We start from the raw sequence: 21,667 nt of genomic DNA, 5'->3' as shown, positions 1-21,667 counted from the left end.
GCCCTGGAAAAATCAGCCGTCGATCGTCACAGATGCTTGCGTATTTTTAGAATGCCAGGCGCCAGGGAAGTAACCCATAGGCGCAGAGAGGGTAAAGAATGCAAAGAAAAACGCGGTGTTTTCTGGAGTTTTGTAATTTACCTGCGTGGTGGCAAAGTGCTTCTGTCGGCAGTTTTTCTTTGGAGTGCGGCGACGAGTCGCCGCTTTCCAAAGCGGTGCCAAGGCACCGCACTCCAAAAAGCAACTTGCAATAAAGAAATACTCTCCGTGTCCTCTGGGTTCTCCGGGGGAGCATTGATGGGCACAGGGCTACCCGCAACGCTTCTGGGTAGGTAATTACGGAGTTTTTCTGCGCCTTCTGTGTTTTTCTGCATCTGCGGAATCTGGGCAATCTGTGGTTTTCCTTGCTGAGACGATAGATGCGTTTTTCCGTAGCGATGCAGGGCGGGATGGCACCCCGCCTTGCGGCAATTTTACTCCATCTCGCGAAAGCCCATGCGGTACAGGCGGGCATACAGCCCGTTTTTCGCCATCAATTCGGCGTGGGTGCCAAGTTCCACCACCCGCCCCTGGTCCACCACGGCGATCTGGTCGGCGTGGACGATGGTGGAAAGGCGGTGGGCAATCACAAACGCGGTGCGTCCCTGCAGTAGCCGTGCCAGAGCCTGCTGAATCAGCCGCTCGGTTTGGGTATCGACGCTGGAAGTCGCTTCGTCCAGAATGAGGATGCGGGGGTCGGCGAGCAGCGCGCGGGCAAAGGAAATCAACTGCCGCTGCCCCACCGAAAGCATCAGGCCGCCCTCGGCCACCGGCGTTTCGTAGCCTTCCGGCAGGCGCATGATGAAATCGTGCGCGCCCACGGCTTGGGCGGCGGCTTCCACTTCCTCGTCGCTGGCGTCCAGCCGCCCAAAGCGGATGTTTTCCCTCACGCTGCCGGAAAACAGAAACGGCTCTTGCAGCACCACGCCCATCTGGCGGCGCAAACTGCGCTGGGTAACGTGCCGCAGGTCGTAGCCATCCACCAGCACGCGGCCGCGGGTGGGGTCGTAAAAGCGGGAAACCAGTTTCACGATGGTGGTCTTGCCCGCGCCGGTTTCCCCTACCAGCGCCAGCGTTTGCCCGGCGGGGACGTGCAGGTCAATGTCTTCCAGCACCGGCACATCGGGGGCGTCGGGGTAATAAAACCAGACATGGTCGAAATCTACATCGCCGCGGATGGGCGGCAGGTCGATGGCGTCGGGGGCATCGTGGACTTCGGGGGACGTATCGAGCAGCGCGAAAATGCGCTCACCGCCCGCCATGGTGGACTGGAACTGGTCGTACCGCTGGCTGAGGGAGCGAATCGGCTCGAAGAAGCGGTCAATGTAAAGCACGAAAGCCACCAATACACCGGCGGTAATGTGCTGCCCCAGCACCGCCGCGCCGCCGAAATAGACCACCACCGCCGTGGCCACTTTGCCCAAAAAGTCAATCGTGGGGAAGAAAAGCGAAGTAACTTTGGCCGCCTGCAGGTTGACTTCCAGGTTGTGCCGGTTGACCTCGTCGCGGAAGGTTTGCAAATTGCGTTCTTCCCGCACGAAAGCCTGCACCACCCGCACGCCGTGGATGTTTTCGGCCAGCACGGCGTTCACCCAACTGATGGCCGCCCGCACCTTGCGGTAGTTTTCCCGCGCCAGTTTGCGGAAACGCGCCGTCGCCAGCGCCATCAGCGGCAGCACGGTAAAAGTGAGCAGCGAGAGCCGCCAGTCCATGCTCAGCATCACCACCACGATGCCTGCCAGCGTGAACAAGTCCCGCACCACGGCCAGCACCGCCCAGGTGAGGAATTGCCGCAGCACGCCGACGTCGTTGATGAGGCGCGAAATCATCCGCCCGACGCCGTAGTGGTTGAAGAAGCCAAGGGAAAGGTTCTGGATGTGGGCAAACATTTGCTGGCGCAGGTCGTAGATGATGGCCTGCCCGACGCGCGCCATGATGTTGACCCGCAGGAAGGTGAAGAGCCACAAAATGGCGGCCACGCCGAGGTAAAGCAGCACAGCCCGCGCCAGGGCCGGGCGGGAATGCCCCGCAATGCCCTGGTCGATGGCCATTTTGACGAAATAGGGCCCGGCAACGCTCGCCGCCGACGCGCCCAACATCAAAATCAGCGCGGTGAGGAAGCGGTGTTTGTAAGGCTTCAGGAAGCCCCACAACCGCCGCGCCACCTGCGGGTCGTAGCCCTTGCCGAGTTTTTCTTCGCGTGCCTGCAACGACATGTTCAAATTCTCCCAAGCCAGCGGGGGGCTTTGCTCTTGAGCACGCCCTGCACCCGCCGCGCCCAGCCCAGGGGGAAGCCCTCTACCGTGACGGCCACCCAGCCGTCGGGGCCGGAAGCCGCGATGGGCTGCCGCCGCAGGTAGGCGAGGGCTTCGGGGGCGTCGGCGGCGAAATCCACGGTCTGAAGGAAGTCGTCGGCCGTGAGCGCCAGCGCCAGGGCGTGAGAAGGCTCGAAGCGGCCGGTCTTGAACGAACCCAGCCACCAGCCGAAGCGTTCCACCTTCAGCCCTTTGAGGTCGGGCAGCCCTTCGGGGAGGGCGTACAGGCGGTTGCCGAAGACGGCCAGCCGGTCACGCGGCACCGGCTCGCAGCACAGGGTTTCGGCCACAAAGGTGCGGTAGTGCGCCAGCAATTCGCCGCGCGGCGGGCGGGGGCGCAGCAAAGGCAGCGAGGGGCCGGGCGGGGCGTCTTCCCGCCGTCGGAGCAGGACCACGAAATGGCCTTCCCCGGCCACCTTGTGCGGCCAAAGGCGCACCGCACCGGCCACTTCCGGCGGGGCAGCAGCCCATTCGGGGCGGGCACGCGCCAGCCCATGCGCCGCAGGGATGGTCACGACTTCGTAGTCGGGGTGTGCGGCCAAAAAGCGGCCTATCGTGCCCTCGTCCTCTTCGGGGGCAAAGGTGCAGGTGCTGTAAAGCAGGAAGCCGCCGGGGCGCACCAGCCGCGCCGCGTGCCGCAGGATGCCTTCCTGAATGCGGGCGCAGCGGGCGACGTGGTTGGGCGTCCAGGTGCGGCGCGCCGAGGGGTCTTTGCGGAACATCCCCTCGCCGGAGCAGGGGGCATCGACCAGCACGCGGTCGAAAAACGCCCCCAGCCGCTCGGCCAGGCGGCGAGGCTGCTCGACCAGCACGGCGAGGTGGGTCGCCCCCCAGCGGTCCAGGTTGTTGGTCATCTCATGGACGCGCTTGGGCTGCACATCGCTGGCAATCAGCAGCCCCTCGTTTTGCATCAGCGCGGCAAGGTGGGTGGTCTTGCCGCCCGGCGCAGCGGCCAAATCGAGCACCCGCTCGCCCGGCTGCGGCGCCAGAATTTCGGCCGGAGCCATCGCGCTGGGTTCCTGCAGGTAATACAGCCCGGCGGCGTGGTAGGGGTGCTTGCCGGGGCGGCTGCCATCGGTCACCCGGAAACCGGCGCGGCACCACGGCACCGGCGTCAGCGCAAAGGGCAGGCGCTTGGGCGCCTCTTCCACGCCCAGTTTCAGCGTGTTGACCCGCAGGCCGATGTGCGGGCGGGCGCGCAGGGCTTCCTGGAAGGCGGGATATTCGTCGCCCAGGAGGTGTGCCATGCGGTCGAGGAAAAGCGGAGGGAGGGAAGCCACGCTATGCCCTTGAGTCGTCACCGGCTTGCAGGTGGTAGGTTTCGCGATAAAGCCCCGGTTGCGCCAGAAGTTCGGCGTGGGTGCCCTGCTGCACGATGCGGCCATCTTGCAGCACGAGGATGATGTCAGCGTGGGCAATGCTGGTGATGCGCTGGGCGATGATGAAGGTGGTGCGTCCACCCAGCCACGCCCGCAGGGCTTCCTGAATCAGGCGCTCGGTTTCCGTATCCACGCTGGAAGTCGCGTCGTCGAGGATGAGGATGCGCGGCTTCATCAGCAGCGCACGCGCGAGCGCGATGCGCTGGCGCTGCCCGCCGGAAAGCGTGATGCCGCGCTCGCCCACCACCGTGTCGTAACCTTCGGGCAGGCGCATGATGAAGTCATGGGCCTGCGCCGCACGCGCCACGGCAATAATTTCCTCTTCGCTGGCGTCGGGGCGGCCGTAGGCGATGTTTTCCCGCAGGGTGGTGGAAAACAGCAGCGGCGTTTGCTGCACGATGCCGATCTGGCGGCGCAGGGTCGCCAGGTCCCACGAGCGGACGTCGTGGCCGTCGACCAGCACCGCGCCTTCGATGGGGTCATAAAACCGCGGGATGAGGTTGACGAGGGTGGATTTCCCCGCGCCCGTGGGTCCCAAAATGCCCACAACGGCTTCAGCGGGTACGTCCAGGTCAATGCCCCGCAGGGCGTCGTCGGTTTGGGTGGCGTAGCGGAACCAGACGTTGCGGAAGGCCACCGCGCCGCGCATGGGGTTGATACGCACGGCGGAAGGCGGCGACTGGATTTTCGGGGGCGTATCGAGCACCTCGAAGATGCGGCGCGCCCCGGCGGCGGCTTCCCCGCCCGAGTTGACCAGCCAGGCCAGTTGGCGGGCGGGCATGCCCAGCAGCATGATGTAGCCGTTGAAGGCGACCACTTCGCCGAGGGTCATTTGCCCGCGCAGCACCGCGTTGCCGCCGAACCAAAGGATGATGATGACGCTCAGCGTGACCAGCAGTTGGGTGGTGGGCATGACGCGCGACCATTCGCTCACTACGGTCACGCGGGCGTCGTAGAGGTCGCGGTTGCTGCGGTCGAAGCGGGCGTTTTCGTAATCTTCGCGGGCAAAGGCGCGCACCACCGCCGCACCGATGACGTTTTCCTGCACGCGGGTGGAAAGTTCGCCCAGGTGCTGGTCGACGCGGTAAAAGAGCCTGCTCACCTTGCGGCCAAAGCGGGTCGTGACCCACACCAGCGGAATCATGGGCAGCAGCGCCAGCCCGGCCAGCATGGGCTGGGCGCTGACCATCAGCGCCACCGCCCCCGCGGCCAGCAGGCCGAGTTGCAGCAGTTCCACCAAACCGTAGCCCGCGAAGCGCTGCAGCGAGCGGACGTCTTCGGTGGTGCGGCTGATCAACTGGCCGGTTTGCGCCTGGTCGTGGTAGGCAAAGTCGAGGTGCTGGATGTGGTCGTAAAGGCGGTTCCGCAGGTCGTAGGCGATGTGCTGCGCCAGCCATTCGCTGGTGTAACGGCGCACAAAGGTCAGGGCGGCCTGCCCCAGGCCGATGCCGAGGATGAGCAGGGCGGCCTTGCCGAGGTAAGCGCGGTCGCCGCTGGTCAGGCCGCAGTCAACCACATCCCGCAAAATGTTGGGGATGACCAGCCGCGCCGCGGTAATGCCGACCAGCGCGAGGAAGGCTATCAGCACCTGCCGCCAGTACGGGCGCAGGTAGTGTCGTAAACGCCAGAGTGAGGACATAAGAAAGGGGTGTCCGGTGTTCCGGTTTTCCGGTGCTCCGGTGTGCGGTGATTTCCCGCTCGGTGAGTTTTTGGGGCGGGATGGTATTCCGCCCCACTACGCGCCGCTTACGGAAGCAACTGCAGCGTGATTTCCCGCTCGGCCACGGTGCGCATGGGCGGCAAGGGCTTGAGTTCGCCGCGGGTGATGCGCTGCTCTTCGGGGGTCTTGGGCATGTGTTCCGGGGTCGGGTAGAGCACCACCACGCGGAGGGTGTAATCGCCCGGGCGCGGCTCGCGAACGTGCAGGGTGAAATCCATCGCGGGCGACATTGGCTCGATGATGTCCAGTTCCGCCACGGTTTCGCCTTCGGGGTCGAGCAGGGAAACCACGAGATGCGGTCTGAAGCGGTACATGGTGAGGCGGATGTGTGCCCGCACGCGGCGGCCATCGGGCGCGACCGCCGCTTCCAGCCGCTCGATTTCCACTTCTTCGGGCGGGGCGGCCTTGTCGAGCAGTTCGTTGAACATGATTTGATACTGGTGCAACGGGTCGTTGGGGTCCAGGTCGCCCGAGAAGGTAAACACCAGGTCGTCGTTGTCGTGAGGCATGGTGCCCTCGCTTGGTGTGTCAGAAAAACCTGTCAGGCCCTTAAAGCCTGACAGGTCTCCGTGGTTGGTGATTGCTTTTTGCCGTTACGGTTTGCGGAAAGGCGTCCATCCGGCGTAAACGGCGGTTTCGGCCAGTTCTTCTTCAATGCGCAGCAGGCGGTTGTATTTTGCCACCCGGTCGGAGCGGGCGGGCGCGCCGGTTTTGATCTGGCCGATGTTGAAGGCCACCACCAGGTCGGCAATGGTAGTGTCTTCGGTCTCGCCGGAGCGGTGGGAAACCACGGCGTTCCAGCCGGCACGCTGCACCAGTTGCACGGCTTCCAGCGTTTCGGTCAGCGAGCCGATCTGGTTGAGTTTGACCAGGAGGGCGTTGCAGGTCTTTTCGCGGATGCCGCGGCGGATGCGCTCAGGGTTGGTGACCAGCAGGTCGTCGCCAATCAATTGCACCTTGTCGCCCAGGGCTTCCTGCAGCATGGTCCAGCCTTCCCAGTCGTCTTCGGCGAGGCCGTCTTCCAGCGAAACGATGGGGTACTGGTCGATCCACTTTTCCCAGAACTTGATGAGTTCTTCGTTGGTGAAGGTCTTGCCCTCGCGGCGCAGGTTGTACTTGCCATCCTCGTAGAACTCAGAGGTCGCGGGGTCGATGGCGATGGCCACCTCTTCGCCGACCTTGTAGCCGGCTTTCTGGATGGCTTCCATGATGACCTCAATGGCCTCTTCGTTGGCCTTGAGGGCCGGTGCGAAGCCGCCTTCGTCGCCCACGAGGGTGGCGTAGCCCTTCGCCTTGAGCACACCCTTCAGGGCGTGGTAAATTTCGCTACCCCAGCGCAGCCCTTCGGCAAAGGAAGGCGCACCCAGGGGCATGATGAGGAATTCCTGCATGTCGACCGACTGCCAGCCGGTGTGTGCGCCGCCGTTGAGGATGTTCATCATCGGGGTGGGCAGGACGTGGGCATACACGCCGCCCAGGTAGCGGTAAAGCGGCAGTTGCAGGGAAGCCGCCGCGGCCTTGGCGACGGCCAGGCTCACGCCCAGAATGGCATTCGCACCCAGTTTGGACTTGTTGGGCGTGCCGTCCAGTTCCAGCATCCGCTGGTCGATGGCTTTCTGCTCGGTAGCGTCCCAGCCGACGAATTCCTCGGCCAGCACGGTGTTGACGTTTTCAACGGCTTTGAGGACGCCCTTGCCGTTGTAGCGGTTCTTGTCGCCGTCGCGCAGTTCCAGGGCTTCGTGCACGCCGGTGGAAGCGCCGGACGGCACCGCAGCCCGCCCCCAACTGCCATCGGCTAAAACGACCTCCACCTCGACGGTGGGGTTGCCGCGGGAATCCAAAATCTCACGGCCGTGAATCACGGTAATCGTCGTATCCATGTTGCACCTCGTTTTTGGAGAGTTACGCAGTGACTCAACGGATGAATCTCGCCATCTCGCCCTTCACTCAGGGCACGGGGTGGGAGAGATTGACCTCCGTGCAAAGACAACTGCCTAAAAGATTATCCAAGGAGCCGAACGTTCCTATGGTTATTATACTGCTTAAAAGGCCGCCAAGGAGGGAACGCAGAGACACAGAGGAACACAGAGGCGCAGAGCGCAGGAAGCAACAGACCTGTCAGGTTTTGGGAAACCTGACAGGTCTCAATGTCACTGGTGTTTTGTCCGGTGCCCATCGGTGTTATCGGTGGATATAAATCGGGGCGAGTCACCGACTCGCCCCTACAAAACCACATGCTATCTGCGTTTCAACAACGAAACGACCAAATGACTAAACGACTAACCGGCTCCCCTTACGTTCCATGCTCCCAAGAATGCAGGTAAGCCTCCTGCTCGGGCGTCAGGGTGTCGATTTTCACGCCCATCGCCTCCAGTTTCAGTTTGGCGATGTTGCGGTCGATGTCTTCAGGCACGGTGTAAACTTTGCGTTCCAATTCTTTGGCGTGTTTCACAAGATATTCGGCGCTCAGCGCCTGATTGGCGAAGGACATGTCCATCACGCTGGCGGGGTGGCCTTCGGCGGCAGAAAGGTTGACCAGGCGGCCTTCGGCCAGCAGGTGAATGACACGGCCGTCGGGGAGGCGGTAGGCGTCTACGAAGGGGCGCACGCGGCGCTTTTCTACGGCCATTTCTTCCAGCGCGGGGATGTTGATTTCCACGTTGAAGTGCCCGGCGTTAGCCACGATGGCGCCGTCTTTCATCATCTCGAAGTGGTGCCTGTCGATGGTGTGCAGGTCGCCGGTGAGGGTGACGAAGATATCGCCAATGGGGGCGGCCTCAATCAGGGGCATCACCCGGAAGCCATCCATCGCGGCTTCCAGCGCCTTCAGCGGGTCGACCTCGGTGACGATGACATTCGCGCCCAGGCCCCTGGCGCGCATGGCCACACCGCGGCCGCACCAGCCGTAACCGGCCACCACCACGGTGCGCCCTGCCAGCAGGATGTTGGTAGCGCGGATGATGCCATCCCAGGTACTCTGGCCGGTGCCGTAGCGGTTGTCGAAGAAGTGCTTGGTCATCGCGTCGTTGACCGCAATGACCGGGTAGGCCAGCGCACCGTCCGCGGCCATCGCGCGCAGGCGGATCACGCCGGTAGTGGTTTCTTCGGTGCCGCCGATGACGTTCTTCAGCAGGTCGCGGCGGTCTTTGTGCAGGGTGCTCACCAGATCGGCGCCGTCGTCCATCGTGATGTGGGGTTCGTGGTCGAGGGCGGCGTGGATGTGTTTGTAGTAGGTGGCATTGTCTTCGCCCTTGATGGCGAACACGGGAATCTCGAAGAAGGAAACCAGCGCCGCCGCGACGTCGTCTTGCGTGGAAAGCGGGTTGGAGGCGGTGAGCACCACATCTGCGCCGCCGGCCTGCAGCGTGCGCATCAGGTTGGCGGTTTCGGTGGTGACATGCAGACAGGCCGAAATGCGGATGCCCTTGAGGGGCTTCTCGCGCTCGAAGCGCTCGCGGATGCTGCGCAGCACCGGCATATCACGGTCGGCCCATTCAATGCGCAGGCGACCGCCTTCGGCGAGGCTGAGGTCTTTCACATCGTGTTCGTTCATGGTTATCTCCATAATTCAGTGGGGGTGGCAGGATGCGGGATGCAAGCGGGTTGCAAGGTGCAGGATGCAAGCAGGTTGCAGGTTGCAGGGTGCAGGGTGCAACTTGCATCTTGCATCTTGCATCTTACTCAAACGCGGCTTTCACCGCCTCGCAGGGCACATCGCGCCCAAAGGTTTCGCAAAAGCGCCGCAGGAAGGCTTCCGGCGTGTAGTGCTGCCCCTGGGTGCCCGAGGCTTCCAGGCAGTAGGTTGCCGTCAGCGCGCCGAGGCGTCCGGCCACATCCCAGGGCAGGCCGCGCATGTAACCCTTGAGCAGGCCGCCGCGGAACGCGTCGCCCGCGCCGGTGGGGTCTTCCACGTGCCTGGCGGGCGCGACCGGGATGGTGTACTCCTGCCCCTCGGCGTAGATACTTGCGCCCTTCGCCCCGCGGGTGACCACCACCAGCGGGATGTTTGCCAGCAAGTGCTCGGCGCTGTAGCCGGTTTTCTCTTGCAGCAGGGCAAATTCGTATTCGTTCACCAGCAGCGCCGCCGCGCCGTCCACGCCTTCCCGCAGTTCGTCGCCGCCCACGCGGGCGATTTGCTGGCTGGGGTCATACCAGTAGGGAATGCCCAGTTCGCGGCACTCGCGGGCGTATTTTCGCATCGCCGCAGGGTCGTTGGGGGAAATCAGCACCAGGTCGGGGCGCGGGTTGAGGTTGGCAATGGAAAGCTGTGCCGCGGAGGCCATCGCCCCAGGGTAAAAACTGGCGATTTGGGAAAGCGCCTGGTCGGTGGTCACGAAGAACGAAGCCGTGGACTCGCCTTCAATGACCTTGATGCCCGAAATGTCCACGCCGACGGCTTCCAGCGCCTTGCCGTAGGGGGCAAAATCCTCGCCCACGGTGGCCATGATGGTGGGGTGTTCGCCCAGCAGGGCCAACGAATAAGCCACGTTGGGCGCAACCCCGCCCCGGCGCTTGACCAGCGAATCCACCAGGAACGAGAGGCTGAGGGAATCCAACTGGTCGGGCAAGATGGCCTCTTTGAAGCGGCCAGGGAAGCTCATTAAGTAGTCAAACGCGACCGAGCCGGTAATGACGACGTGCATGGCGGACCTCTCAAATCAAACCGCAGATTACGCAGATTTCACAGATTCTTTCTGCGTAATCTGTGGTTTTTTCTCTCAGGGATGGTGAATCACTCGCGGCAAATGCAAATCAAAGGGTGGGTAAACAATGCCCTCCTCGGTCACGATGGCGGTGATCAGCCGCGCGGGGGTGACGTCAAAGGCGGGGTTGCGGGCGGTGGCGCCTTCCGGGGCTACCGGACGCCCCCGCAGTTGTAGCGCGAGCACTTCTTCAGGGTCGCGTTCCTCGATGGGAATTTGCGCGCCATGTTGCAGCGAAAGGTCAACGGTGGACGTCGGCACCACGGGGTAGAACGGCACACCGTTGTCGTAGGCAGCCAGGGCCAGCATGTACGTGCCGATTTTGTTGGCGACATCGCCGTTGCGGGCGACGCGGTCGGCGCCCACGAACACCTTTTGTACCTGCCCGGTGCGCAGGAAGTAGCCCGCGGCGTTGTCGCTGATGATGTCGTAAGGGATGCCGTACTGTTTCAGTTCCCAGGCGGTGAGGCGTGCCCCTTGCAGGCGGGGGCGGGTTTCGTCCACCAGCACGTGAATGCGCTTGCCCTGCTCGTGCGCCATGCGGATCACGCCCAACGCGGTGCCCCAATCTACCGTGGCCAGGGCGCCGGTGTTGCAGTGGTGGATGATGGTATCGCCGTCGGCAATCAGGGCCGCGCCGTGTTCGGCCATGCGCTTGTTGATGGCGACGTCTTCGTCAGCGATGCGCTGGGCTTCGGCCAGCAGCAGTTGGCGCAGTTTATCGGCAGTGCCCACATACGCTCGTGCGACACGCATCATGCGCTGCAACGCCCAATTGAGGTTGACCGCGGTCGGTCGCGCCTGGGCGAGCACGTCCGCAGCCTGCTGCAAATCGTGCAACAAGTCAGGCACGGTGTCGGCTTCCGACTGGAAGCCCGCGAGCGCAAGGCCAAAGGCCGCGGCCGCGCCAATGGCCGGGGCACCGCGCACCACCATCGTGCGGATGGCGTCGGCGGTTTCCTGGTAGGTGTGGCAATAAACCAGTTTGAACTCCGCCGGCAAGAGGCGCTGGTCAATGAGTTGTAAAGCGTGTTTTTCGACAGACCATTCGACGGTTCGCATTGTCCTTCCCTTTCGGCAGGCATGAAAAAGACGCCCTCGGGGCAGAGAGCGCCACAACTTCGTGCTTCAAGTGTATCACGACGGTAAAGATTTGACAATGCACATCACGCGCCGTGGCCGCCCCGGATGGCAAAGCCACCGCTTCACGCCCACCGCGAAGCGGCGACAGCGCCTCGCCTTCCAAAGGGAAGGCCTTTCAGGGGGCTTATGAAGGCTCGAGCCCCAGCCTTTCCCACTTGACAAATCAGAACACTTGTTCTACAATCAGAGCACCTTGCCCCCTTCCCATTCTTCAGGAGGTTGACTCATGGATTTCAAATCGTTCCCCTTTCGCGGCCTCAAATGGCAGCGCGGGATGCTCTTCGGCTCCCTCATCCTGGCCGCTTTGCTGGCCTTCGAAATCTTTAATTACAGCACTACCGATTTCGCCCTTCACGACCTGCTCGGCGACCTTCGCTTCGTTGGCCTGCCGTGGGCAACCATCCTTGCCATTGCCTTCTGCGGCATCGATTTTGCCGGCATCGCCCGCCTGTTTACCCCCGAACAAGGCGGCGACGAGCCCAAAGAGGTATGGTACCTTTTCGGGGCCTGGCTGCTCGCTGCCACGATGAACGCGATGCTCACCTGGTGGGGTGTTTCCATCGCCATTTTGAAACACCAAAGCCTCGGGAATGCTGTCATCGGGCGGGAGACCTTGCTCAAGGTTGTGCCGGTGTTCGTAGCCATCATGGTATGGCTCATTCGGGTGCTCATCATCGGCACCTTCTCCGTCGCCGGCGACCGCCTCTTCCATCTCTCCACCGCGAGCACTGCCCACCCCACCGCTCGCACCACGCAGCGCGCCCGCCGCCCTACTCGTCCGGCCACTGCGAGCCGCGACGCCCGCTACCGCCCCTACGCCGCCAGCAGCGCCCACGACGGCGCTTCGCCGCGCTACTCCTGAGGCCCACACCCGCCATGCGCGCCCGCCCTTACGCCCCTTCTCTTGAGCCCGAGGTGCCTTTCGATCGGCCAGCCTCCGCTGCGCCGATGTTGAACACCCCCGCGGCTTACATCACCCTCGTGTCATTTGCGGGCGTGCTGGTTTTCATAGGCCTGATCGCCTTCATCGTCTGGCATTACACCCCTGCATTCGCCGCGACCGCCCCCACCACCACCGCCGCCCCAACAAGCGCCCAGGCGCCGGCCGCGAAGCAGCCCATCAGCGGCCATATCGCCCCATTCTTCACCCCCGAAGTGCGCCATTGGGAAGACGACATCCTCCGTTGGGCGACAACCTACCGTCTTGACCCTAACCTTATCGCCACGGTAATGCAAATCGAATCGTGCGGCAATCCGCGCGCCGTCTCGTCCGCAGGCGCGCGGGGGCTATTCCAGGTCATGCCATTCCATTTTGCTGCTGGCGAAGACCCTTTCGACCCGGAAACCAACGCCCGCCGCGGCCTGGCCTACCTGAAGGCCGCCTTGCAACGTTCCGGGGGCGACGTGCGCCTGGCGCTCGCCGGTTACAACGGTGGGCTGGGGGTCATCAGCCTGCCCGAAAACCTCTGGCCGGCCCAAACCCGCCACTATGTGCGTTTGGGCTGGCCAATTTACAACGACGCCGCCGCCGGACGCAAGCACAGCGCCACGCTTTCCCTCTATTTTCAGGCGGGCCGCGGCATGTGCGCTGCCGCCGACCGCCAAATTGGCCTTCCCTGACCGCCCCAAAATGTAGTATCATCACCCCATGAAAACGCCCCCTGATGCCCCCCAATGGCTCGAAGTCAGCCTGGAAGTCAACGGCGAAATGGCCGAAGCCGTGGCCGAGGTGCTGGCCCGTTATGCGCCCAACCGCGTGGTGCTGGAATCCACCGCCATTCAAGACCAACCCGACGGCGAGGGCATGCCTACCGGCCCGGTGCGGGTGATGGCCTATCTGCCCGTGGATGACGCGCTGGAAACCACCCGCCAGCGCCTCGAAGAAGCCCTATGGCACCTGCACGTCATTCGGCCGTTGCCTCAGCCCACCTACCGCACGCTGGGGGAAAACGACTGGGCCGAAGCCTGGAAGCATGCTTACCGCCCCATTCCCGTGGGCGAGCGGCTGATGATCGTGCCCGCCTGGATGGAAAACCCTGACCCGCAGCGCATTCCCCTGCTGCTCGACCCCGGTATGGCCTTTGGCACTGGCACCCATCCCACCACGCAGATGTGCCTGGCCGAGGTGGAACGTCTGACCCGGCCGGGCATGACCGTGCTGGATGTGGGCTGCGGGAGCGGCATTCTAAGCATCGCGGCGCTCAAACTGGGCGCTGCGGAAGCCATCGGCGTGGACACCGACCCGCAGGCGGTGGCCGTGGCGCTGGAAAACGCGGCCCGCAACGGTGTGGCCGCGGGCTTTCGGGCCGCGGAAGGCTCGGTGGAAGCCCTGCGCACGCCACCGTTAGGCTCGCGGCAAGCGCCACTGGTGCTGGCGAACATCCTCGCGCCCGTGCTGGTCAAACTGCTGGACGAAGCAGGGCTGGCCAACCTGGTCGCCCCGGCCGGGCATCTGGTGCTGAGCGGCATTCTGGAAGGCCAGGCCGACGACGTACTGGCCGCAGCCCAGCGCGCCGGCCTGCAATTCGCCCACCGCCGCCAAATCGAGGATTGGGTGACGCTGACGGTAGCAATGCCTTGATGCAGGGGGCAGCAATGCCATCTATCGCGCACAGGCCTGACAGGGTTTTTCAAACCCTGTCAGGCCTTCTTTTGCCGCGGTGGCCTTCGACTTCCTCTCAAGACGACTTTTGACTTCCGGTTTCCACCACGCTCAGCAATTTTCTTCCACTGCGCGGTGCGTTGATGCTACAACGTCATGCAGGGGCGACCGACCAGCCGCCCCTGCAAAAATCTACACCATCGCCTGTCAGGTTTCCAGAAACCTGACAGGCCTTCTAACAGCCTTATACCGCCTGCGGCTGGCGTGCGCTTTCCACTTCGGTGAGCGCCACGAAAATCTGCGGGCGGCGGCGGGTTTCGTTAAACAGGTACGATTTCAGCATCTGCTCCACATCGCGGCGCACGTCACCGTCGGAAGACCGTACCGTGCGCGCCACGCGTCGGCGGATGGCATCCACCAAATCCTGCGAATCGCCGCTGTGCACGAAGCCGCGGGTGATGATTTCCGGCTCGTCGAGCAGGTGGCCGGTGGAAGCATCGAGCGCCAGGTTGACCACGACCAACCCATCACGGGCCAGCGCCTCGCGCTCGCGCAGCACGCGCATATCCACGTCGCCCACACTGCCGCCATCCACAAACACCCAACCGCCGGGCACCCGCTCGCCCAGGCGCATTTCGCCATCGTGGAATTCGATGACCTGCCCGTTTTCCACAATCGCGATGTGGTCGTCAGGCATACCCAGTTCCCGCGCCATTGCAGCGTGCTGGTGAAGGTGGCGCAGTTCGCCGTGCACGGGCAGCAGGTACTTCGGCTGCACCAGGTGCAGCATCAACTTCATTTCTTCCTGGCTGGCGTGGCCAGAAACATGCACCGGCGCGATGGGGTCGTAAATGACCCGCGCGCCGCGGCGGAAGAGGCGGTTGATGGTGCGGTAGACGTTTTCCTCGTTGCCCGGAATGGGGTGCGAGGAAAGTACGATGGTGTCGCCTTCCTGAATGTCGAAAGCCCGGTTGGTGCCCATGGAAAGCCGCCCCATGATGGACGACGGCTCGCCCTGCGACCCGGTGCACATCAGCACCACCTGCTCGGGCGGCAGTTTGAGCGCCTGATCGAGGGGCACAATCATCGCTTCGGGAATGTCAAGGTAGCCAAGTTTGCGCGCCATTTTGGCGTTTTCTACCATGCTCATGCCCACAAAGGCCATCTTGCGGCCATGCTGCAGGGCCACGTCGGCCACCTGCTGCATGCGGGAAACCAGCGAAGCGAACGTCGCCACCAGAATGCGCGCCGGGGCTTCCCGGAAAACGGTTTCCAGGGCGGGGGCAATCACCTTTTCAGAAGGCGTCCAGCCTTTTTTGTCCGCGTTGGTGGAATCGGCCAGCAGGGCGAGCACGCCGCGGCGGCCAAACTCGGCCAGTTTGCCAAAATCGGTCGGCCAGCCGTCCACCGGCGTGTGATCGAATTTGTAGTCGCCGGTCTGCACCACCAGCCCCGCGGGCGTGGTGATGCCCAACCCCACCGCGTCGGGGATGGAGTGGCTGACGTGGAAGAATTCCACCTTGAAGGGGCCTAATTTGATGGTTTCCCCCGCGTGCACGGTGTGGCGCTCGACGCGGTCTTTCAGCCCGCCGCGCGCCAGTTTGACCTCGATGAGGCCCATGGTCAGCGGGGTGGCGTAAATCGGGACATTGATTTCTTCCAGCAAGTGGCGCACTGCGCCGATGTGGTCTTCGTGGCCGTGGGTGAACACCACGCCGCGAATCTTGTGGCGCTTGTCGAGCAAATACTGAAAATCGGGAATGATGTAGTCAATTCCCAGCATGTCGTTGGTGGGGAACATGATGCCCGCGTCCACCAACAGGATGTTATCCCCGTATTCGTAGGCGGTCATGTTCTTGCCGATTTCACCGGCGCCGCCCAGGGGGATAATGCGTAAGGGCTTACTCATAAGTCTAACCTCTCTGGTTCAAGAATTATCCGGCAGAAGCCGGGAAGGGTCAAAGGGTGCAGGATGCAGGGTGCAGGGTGCAGGGTGCAGGGTGCAAGTTGCAGGATGCAAGTTGCAAGGGCCGCCTGAACCGGCAATGTCGAGGCCGGGCGGTCGTATCACTTCGCTTGCCACACGGGACGGAAGAGACTTTTCCGGCCATACGCCGGACCCACTGCCCCCCCACAACTGCCGCCCCATTGTAGCATGGAACGGGGGTTCTGTAAAGCAAACGCCCGCGGGGTGTACCCGCGGGCGTGGTTGGCTACTTAGCAGTTCGGTTTAGTATTCCGGCATCGGCGGGGTGGCCGGTTTTTCTTCCGGAATTTCGGTGATCAGGGCCTCGGTGGTGAGGATCATGGCAGCGATGGAAGCAGCGTTCTCCAGCGCGCCTTTGGTCACCTTAGCAGGGTCAATCACACCGGCCTCGATCATGTCTTCGTACTTGCCGCTGATGACGTTGAAGCCGATGTTGGCGTTCTTCTTGGCCTTCTGCTCGCGGCGGACGTTGTCTTCGATGACCGCGCCGTCCAACCCGGCGTTTTCGGCAATCAGCCGCATGGGCATCACCAACGCCTTGCGGACGATGTTCACGCCCATCTGCGCGTCTTCGTCGTCCATCTTCAGGTCATCGAGTACGCTGAGGGCGTTCAGCAAGGCCACACCGCCACCGGGCACGATGCCCTCTTCCACCGCGGCGCGGGTTGCGGAAACAGCATCTTCCACGCGGTGCTTCTTCTCTTTCAGTTCGGTCTCGGTCGCCGCGCCCACACGGATGATGGCGACGCCACCGGCCAGTTTCGCCAGGCGTTCCTGCAGTTTCTCGCGGTCGTAGTCGCTGGTCGCGCGCTCGATTTCCACGCGAATCTGCTCCACGCGGGCCTCGATGGCTTTCGGGTCACCCTTGCCGCCCACGATGGTGGTTTCCTCTTTGGTGGAAACAACCTTCTCGGCGCGGCCCAGGTCGTCGATGGTCACGCTTTCCAGTTTGCGGCCAGTTTCTTCGGAAATCACGGTCGCGCCGGTGAGGATGGCGATATCCTGCAGCATGGCCTTGCGGCGGTCGCCAAAGCCGGGGGCCTTCACGGCCAGCACGTTGAGCATGCCGCGCAGTTTGTTGAGCACCAGGGTCGCCAGCGCTTCGCCGTCCACATCCTCAGCGATGATGACCAGGTCGCGCTTGCCGATCTGCACCAGTTTCTCGAGGATGGGCACGATATCCTGCGCAGCGGAGATCTTCTTGTCGTACAGCAGGATGTACGGCTCTTCCACCACCGCTTCCATGTGTTCGGGGTCGGTGATGAAGTAAGGCGAAATATAACCGCGGTCGAACTGCATACCTTCAACGTACTCGGTCTCGAAGTCCATGCCCTTGGATTCTTCAACGGTAATCACGCCGTCGTTACCGACCTTGTCGAACACCTCGGCGATGAGTTCGCCAATGCGCTCATCCTGAGCCGAGATGGAAGCGACGTGGGCCATTTCTGCTTTCGTCTTGATTTCGATGGCCTGCTCGCCAATTTTCTTGGAAACCGCTTTGGCAGCGGCCTCGATGCCGCGCTTGAGCAGCATCGCGTTCGCGCCTGCAGCCAGCGCTTTCAGGCCCTCGGTCACAATAGCATGGGCCAACACGGTGGAGGTGGTGGTGCCGTCGCCCGCGATGTCGTTGGTCTTGGTGGCCGCCTCTTTCAGCAACTGGGCGCCCATGTTTTCAAAGGGGTCTTCCAGTTCGATCTCTTTGGCAACCGAAACGCCATCGTGCGTAATGGAAGGGGAACCAAACTTGCGGTCAAGCGCCACATTGCGGCCCTTCGGGCCAAGCGTGGTCGCCACCGCGCGAGCGAGGGTATCCACACCCCGTTGGAGTTTCTGTCGGGCTTCATCGCCGAACACAATCTGCTTTGCCGTCATGGTCTCACTCCTTGCTGTGGGATGGTGTGGCGCGCAGCCGCGCCCAGATGGCTTACATAGAAATTAGCACTCCGCAAAATAGAGTGCTAATTTGCGCTTTTATCTTACCCGCCTTGAGAGGGGAAGTCAACCCCGCGCGAGAGGTTTCTAACAAAACTCTGATAAAGGCACATCCCCAGTGGCCTCCCCGCGGCGTACACCCGCTTAGGCCAGCGCCGCATCTATGCCAGAAAATGCCGCAAAGCCGTGTAGCGCACGCGCGCTTTCTCGTTCCGCACTGCCAGCGCAATGGCCCGCTTTTGCCCCACCAGCACACACAACTGCCTCGAGCGGGTCACCGCGGTGTAAAGCAATTTGCGCTGCAACATCACATAATGCTGCGTCACCATCGGCACCACCACCGCGGGGAACTCTGCCCCCTGCGCCTTGTGCACTGAGATGGCATAAGCCAGCACCAACTGGTCGGCTTCGCTCCAGTCGTAGGCCACCCGATGCCCGCCGAAATCCACCACCAGGCGCTGCCTCACGGCGTCGATGGCGACCACTTCGCCCAAGTCGCCGTTGAAAACATCGTAGTCGTAGTTGTTGCGGGTTTGCATCACCCAATCGCCCACCCGGAAGACCTGCCCCATCAACGCCCGCTCGGCTTTGCCAGCCGCAGGTGGGTTGAGGGCAGCCTGTAAGCGGGCATTCAACGCGTGCACCCCCGCCGGGCCGCGATACATGGGGGCAATGACCTGAATTTCCCGCGGGGCGTGCAGGCCAAACCGCCGCGGGATGCGCTCGGTGACCACTTTCACCACCCAGTCGGCGGCCTCCTGCGCGTCACGCGCCGGAAAAAGGAAAAAGTCGCTTGCATCTTTCGGGAAAAGGGGCATTTCGCCCCGATTGATGCGGTGCGCGTTGGTGATGATTAACGACCCCGCCGCCTGCCGGAAAATGGTGTCCAGCCGGGTGGCAGGCACAAGCGGATGCGCGATGATTTCCCGCAACACATCGCCCGCCCCCACCGAGGGCAGTTGGTCCACATCGCCCACCAGCAGCAAATGCGTGCCGGGGGCCAGCGCGCCCAAAAGATGATAAGCCAGCACGGTGTCCAGCATCGAAGCCTCATCCACCACCAGGAAGGCCAGCGGCAGCGGCTCGGCCGGGGAATGCTTGAAGCCCTGGCCGGGCTTGTAGCCCAGCAGGCGATGGATGGTGGATGCTTCGCGACCAGTGGCCTCGGCCAGCCGCTGAGCGGCGCGCCCCGTGGGCGCCGCCAACGCATAGGCCACGTGCCAGGCCTCCAGCACGCCGATCAACGCGCGCACCGTGGTGGTCTTGCCGGTGCCGGGGCCACCGGTAAGCACGCTGACCGGGGAAGCCAGCGCCCTCTGGACAGCGCGCGCCTGCTGGGCTGTCAGGTCGGCAGGCAAGGGCGGGTGTGCGCGCTGCGACAGGCGGCTGGGGGCTTCCAGCAAGGCGCGCAAGCGCTCGGCAACGCCAGTTTCGGCGGTGTGGAACGCGGGCAGGTACACGCCCGTGGTCAGATAGGCCGCTTCGGTTTCCGCCGCCCCACGCTCGCCGCTCAGGCGCACACGCGGCAGGGGCACCGCTTCCGTCACCACCCGACCTTCGGCTTCCAACGTCGCCAGCGCGGCTTCCAGCGCCTCGGCCGGCTGGCCGAGGAGTTCCGCTGCCTGGGCCAGCAAAGCCTCGCGGGGCAAAAAAGTGTGCCCCTCTTCGGCGGCTTTGTTGAGCGCATACACCAACCCGGCCTGCAAGCGGGAAGGATGGTCTTCAGGCAGCCCCAGGGCGCGGGCAACCTTATCGGCGGTTTTGAAGCCCACGCCGTGGATATCGGCAGCCAGGCGATAGGGGTCGTTTTGCACGATTTCCAGGGCTTCGTCGCCGTAGGCTTTGTAAATTTTGACGGCCAAACCGGTGGTGATGCCGTGTTCGTGCAAAAAGAGCATGATGTGGCGGATGTGCTTCTGGGCTTCCCAGGCTTCCCGCAGGCGGGCGGCGCGCTTGGGGCCAATGCCGGGGACCTCCTGCAGGCGATGCGGCTGGCGGTCGAGGATTTCGAGAGTGCGCTCGCCAAAAACCCCCACAATGCGCTCAGCCAGCCCCGGCCCAATGCCTTTCACCAGCCCCGAACCGAGGTAGCGGCGAATGCCCTCGGCAGTGGCGGGCAGGGTCTGGCGGCAGGTTTCAGCAACAAATTGCCGCCCGTAGCGGCTGTGGGTCTTCCACTGGCCGGTGAGTTCCAAATGTTCCCCCGGAGAAACTTCGGGCAGGTTGCCCACCACCGTCACCAGGCCATCCCGCCCCACCCCGCCGATGGGACGCGCCGGCCTCAGCCGCAGCACGGTGTAGCCGTTCTCGGCATTGTAGTAAGTGATGCGCTCGACGGTGCCTCGCAGGGTCGGCATGGGGAAACGCCGCGCCCCTCAGGGGGAGCAGGTCACGCCGTCTACCTGCCCGCTCGCGGCCCAGTCGCTCCCCAAAATGATGACGATATCGGCAGGCGGGTCGGCGCTGGTGCGATATTGCACGCGGGAAGGCGACACGGCAAAACGTTGCTGCAAAAAGGCTAATGTTTTCGGCCTGGCGGTGTATTCCACCAACATGGTGTGAGCGTAATGCCGGTCGGCGTTGCGGGTATCGATTCGGTCAAACCCTTGCACCCGCAAAAGCGCGGCAGTGCGGCACGCCAGGCCGTTCACGTCGGTGCCGTTTTCGACCAGCAAGCGGGGGGCTTCTTGCAGGGCCTCAACAGCCGTCACCGTGGGGGTGGGCGGCAACGCGGCCGCGGTGGCCGTGGCGGGAGGCAAGGGCGTGGGGGTCGGCGGCGGAGGCGGCGAGAAAACCTGGTCGCGGGCGGCAAGCAACTTCGCTTCGTTGGGCACCAGGGCATACACCGGCACGCCGTTTTCCCATTTGGTCGTGGCGGTGGCTTCCCGCTGGTCAATGACCACCAGGTGCACATTTTGCCAGGGCACTTCGGCAGCCAGCCGCGCCAGGCGGAGCGCGTCGCTTACGGAAATATCGGTATGCAAATTGTCGCTCAGCTGGTCGGCCAGGGAAGGCGCTTTGAGCGCGAGTTCGGCCAGCACGCGCGGGTCTTTGAGGCGTTGGAGCACGCCTTCCAGCACTTGCTGCTGGCGGCGCATACGGCCAAAATCGCCGTCGTGCCCCACCGAGCGATTGCGGGCATAGGCCAGCGCCAGTTCACCGTTGAGCACCTGCACGCCGGGATACAGGGGATAATCGTAACGCCGCCCGTCGGCGGTGAAAACGTCCAGCGCCATCCGTTGGGGCACCTCAATTTTCACCCCATGTACGGCATCCACCAGGGTAATGAAAGCCCGGAAGTTGACGACCACATAGTGATGCACGGGCACATGGAGCAAATCGCTGACTACCTCTGCCACCAGGCGCGGGCCCTGGCCTTTACCATACACCATCTCCCCCAACGCATAAGCCTGAGTGAGCTTGCGCTCACCAATGCCCGGCAGGTTGACCCACAGATCGCGGGGCAGGGAAATCGCGCCGGCCGTCATGGTTTTGGGGTCCAGGGTCGCCAAAATGACCGTGTCGGAGCGGGGCGGTCCCCAGGTAGGGTCCCACGGGCGGTCGTCTACCCCCAAAATGAGGACGTTGACGCGCTCCTTACCGTTCCAGGGCGGGGGCAGCACCAGGGAAGGCAAACTGGTGGCCTGAGACGTGGGGGGCGGCGTGGCCGCGCCGCCAAAGCGATGAATCAGCACCCCCGCCGCGGCGGTAAACGAAAGGCACGCCACCGCGACCAAAGCGTAGGCCAAAAACAAGGGCGTCGCACGACGTCGAAAAGCGCGTTGAGGCATAAAATGATTCCTTACCACAGCATCGTCGAGAGTATAACACAGGGCAAGGTGCAGAA

The 21,667-nt window shown here is 63.3% G+C and carries 15 protein-coding genes and 1 pseudogene; 3 read left to right on the top strand and 13 right to left on the bottom strand.

Features of this window, described 5'->3' with window-relative positions; translation table 11 throughout:
* Positions 1–12 precede the first annotated feature (12 nt).
* The 9 genes from ENJ54_00525 to mtnA form a co-directional block, all read right to left on the bottom strand.
* Complete coding sequence (locus tag ENJ54_00525) at positions 13–222, bottom strand: hypothetical protein (GenBank protein HFC08333.1); 210 nt, start codon at positions 220–222, stop codon at positions 13–15.
* A 251-nt stretch (positions 223–473) separates the two neighbouring features.
* Positions 474–2,255: an ABC transporter ATP-binding protein gene (locus tag ENJ54_00520; GenBank protein ID HFC08332.1), complete on the bottom strand. Its 1,782-nt coding sequence runs from the start codon at positions 2,253–2,255 to the stop codon at positions 474–476.
* Positions 2,256–2,257: 2 nt separating this feature from the next.
* Complete coding sequence (locus tag ENJ54_00515) at positions 2,258–3,739, bottom strand: NOL1/NOP2/sun family putative RNA methylase (GenBank protein ID HFC08331.1); 1,482 nt, start codon at positions 3,737–3,739, stop codon at positions 2,258–2,260.
* The gene (locus ENJ54_00510; protein HFC08330.1) at positions 3,636–5,372 is read right to left on the bottom strand and encodes an ABC transporter ATP-binding protein; all 1,737 of its coding nucleotides are present in this window, start codon (positions 5,370–5,372) and stop codon (positions 3,636–3,638) included. The genes ENJ54_00515 and ENJ54_00510 overlap by 104 nt, the downstream gene beginning before the upstream one ends.
* Before the next feature lie 107 nt (positions 5,373–5,479).
* Positions 5,480–5,962: a hypothetical protein gene (locus tag ENJ54_00505; protein ID HFC08329.1), complete on the bottom strand. Its 483-nt coding sequence runs from the start codon at positions 5,960–5,962 to the stop codon at positions 5,480–5,482.
* Between the two features lie 84 nt (positions 5,963–6,046).
* The gene (locus ENJ54_00500; protein HFC08328.1) at positions 6,047–7,333 is read right to left on the bottom strand and encodes a phosphopyruvate hydratase; all 1,287 of its coding nucleotides are present in this window, start codon (positions 7,331–7,333) and stop codon (positions 6,047–6,049) included.
* 413 nt (positions 7,334–7,746) lie between these two features.
* Positions 7,747–9,006 carry an adenosylhomocysteinase gene (locus tag ENJ54_00495; GenBank protein ID HFC08327.1) on the bottom strand — a complete coding sequence of 420 codons (1,260 nt, stop codon included), beginning with the start codon at positions 9,004–9,006 and terminating at the stop codon, positions 7,747–7,749.
* Between the two features lie 124 nt (positions 9,007–9,130).
* Positions 9,131–10,096 (bottom strand): carbohydrate kinase family protein, encoded by a 966-nt coding sequence (locus ENJ54_00490; GenBank protein HFC08326.1) that lies wholly within the window; start codon positions 10,094–10,096, stop codon positions 9,131–9,133.
* Positions 10,097–10,171: 75 nt separating this feature from the next.
* Positions 10,172–11,218, bottom strand: coding sequence for an S-methyl-5-thioribose-1-phosphate isomerase (mtnA, locus tag ENJ54_00485; GenBank protein HFC08325.1), 1,047 nt, complete (start codon positions 11,216–11,218; stop codon positions 10,172–10,174).
* A gap of 812 nt (positions 11,219–12,030) precedes the next feature.
* On the opposite strand from mtnA, the pseudogene ENJ54_00480 reads away from it, so the two are divergent.
* The 3 genes and pseudogenes from ENJ54_00480 (at position 12,031) to prmA (ending at position 13,880) form a co-directional block, all read left to right on the top strand.
* Positions 12,031–12,141 (top strand): annotated as a pseudogene (locus tag ENJ54_00480) (acetyl-CoA carboxylase biotin carboxyl carrier protein subunit).
* Between the two features lie 34 nt (positions 12,142–12,175).
* Positions 12,176–12,919, top strand: a complete 744-nt coding sequence (locus ENJ54_00475) for a hypothetical protein (protein HFC08324.1) — start codon at positions 12,176–12,178, stop codon at positions 12,917–12,919.
* Between the two features lie 28 nt (positions 12,920–12,947).
* Positions 12,948–13,880, top strand: coding sequence for a 50S ribosomal protein L11 methyltransferase (gene prmA, locus ENJ54_00470; GenBank protein HFC08323.1), 933 nt, complete (start codon positions 12,948–12,950; stop codon positions 13,878–13,880).
* A gap of 265 nt (positions 13,881–14,145) precedes the next feature.
* Here the strand turns inward: prmA and ENJ54_00465 are convergent, their stop codons facing one another.
* The 4 genes from ENJ54_00465 to ENJ54_00450 all read right to left on the bottom strand — a co-directional run bounded on the left by ENJ54_00465 (position 14,146) and on the right by ENJ54_00450 (position 21,611).
* Entirely contained in the window at positions 14,146–15,810 is a 1,665-nt protein-coding gene (locus tag ENJ54_00465; GenBank protein ID HFC08322.1) for a ribonuclease J, read from the bottom strand.
* Positions 15,811–16,131: 321 nt separating this feature from the next.
* Positions 16,132–17,760 carry a chaperonin GroEL gene (gene groL / locus ENJ54_00460; protein ID HFC08321.1) on the bottom strand — a complete coding sequence of 543 codons (1,629 nt, stop codon included), beginning with the start codon at positions 17,758–17,760 and terminating at the stop codon, positions 16,132–16,134.
* Positions 17,761–17,981: 221 nt separating this feature from the next.
* On the bottom strand, positions 17,982–20,177 hold the full coding sequence (locus ENJ54_00455) for an ATP-dependent RecD-like DNA helicase (protein HFC08320.1): 2,196 nt from the start codon (positions 20,175–20,177) through the stop codon (positions 17,982–17,984).
* A gap of 18 nt (positions 20,178–20,195) precedes the next feature.
* Positions 20,196–21,611, bottom strand: coding sequence for a LytR family transcriptional regulator (locus ENJ54_00450; protein HFC08319.1), 1,416 nt, complete (start codon positions 21,609–21,611; stop codon positions 20,196–20,198).
* Between the last annotated feature and the right edge of the window lie 56 nt (positions 21,612–21,667).

The sequence above is a fragment of the Chloroflexota bacterium genome (assembly GCA_011322445.1).
Classification (GTDB): Bacteria; Chloroflexota; Anaerolineae; order Anaerolineales; family DRMV01; genus DRMV01.
Note: the sequence above shows the minus strand (reverse complement) of the source record. Positions and strands in the feature narration are given on the sequence as shown.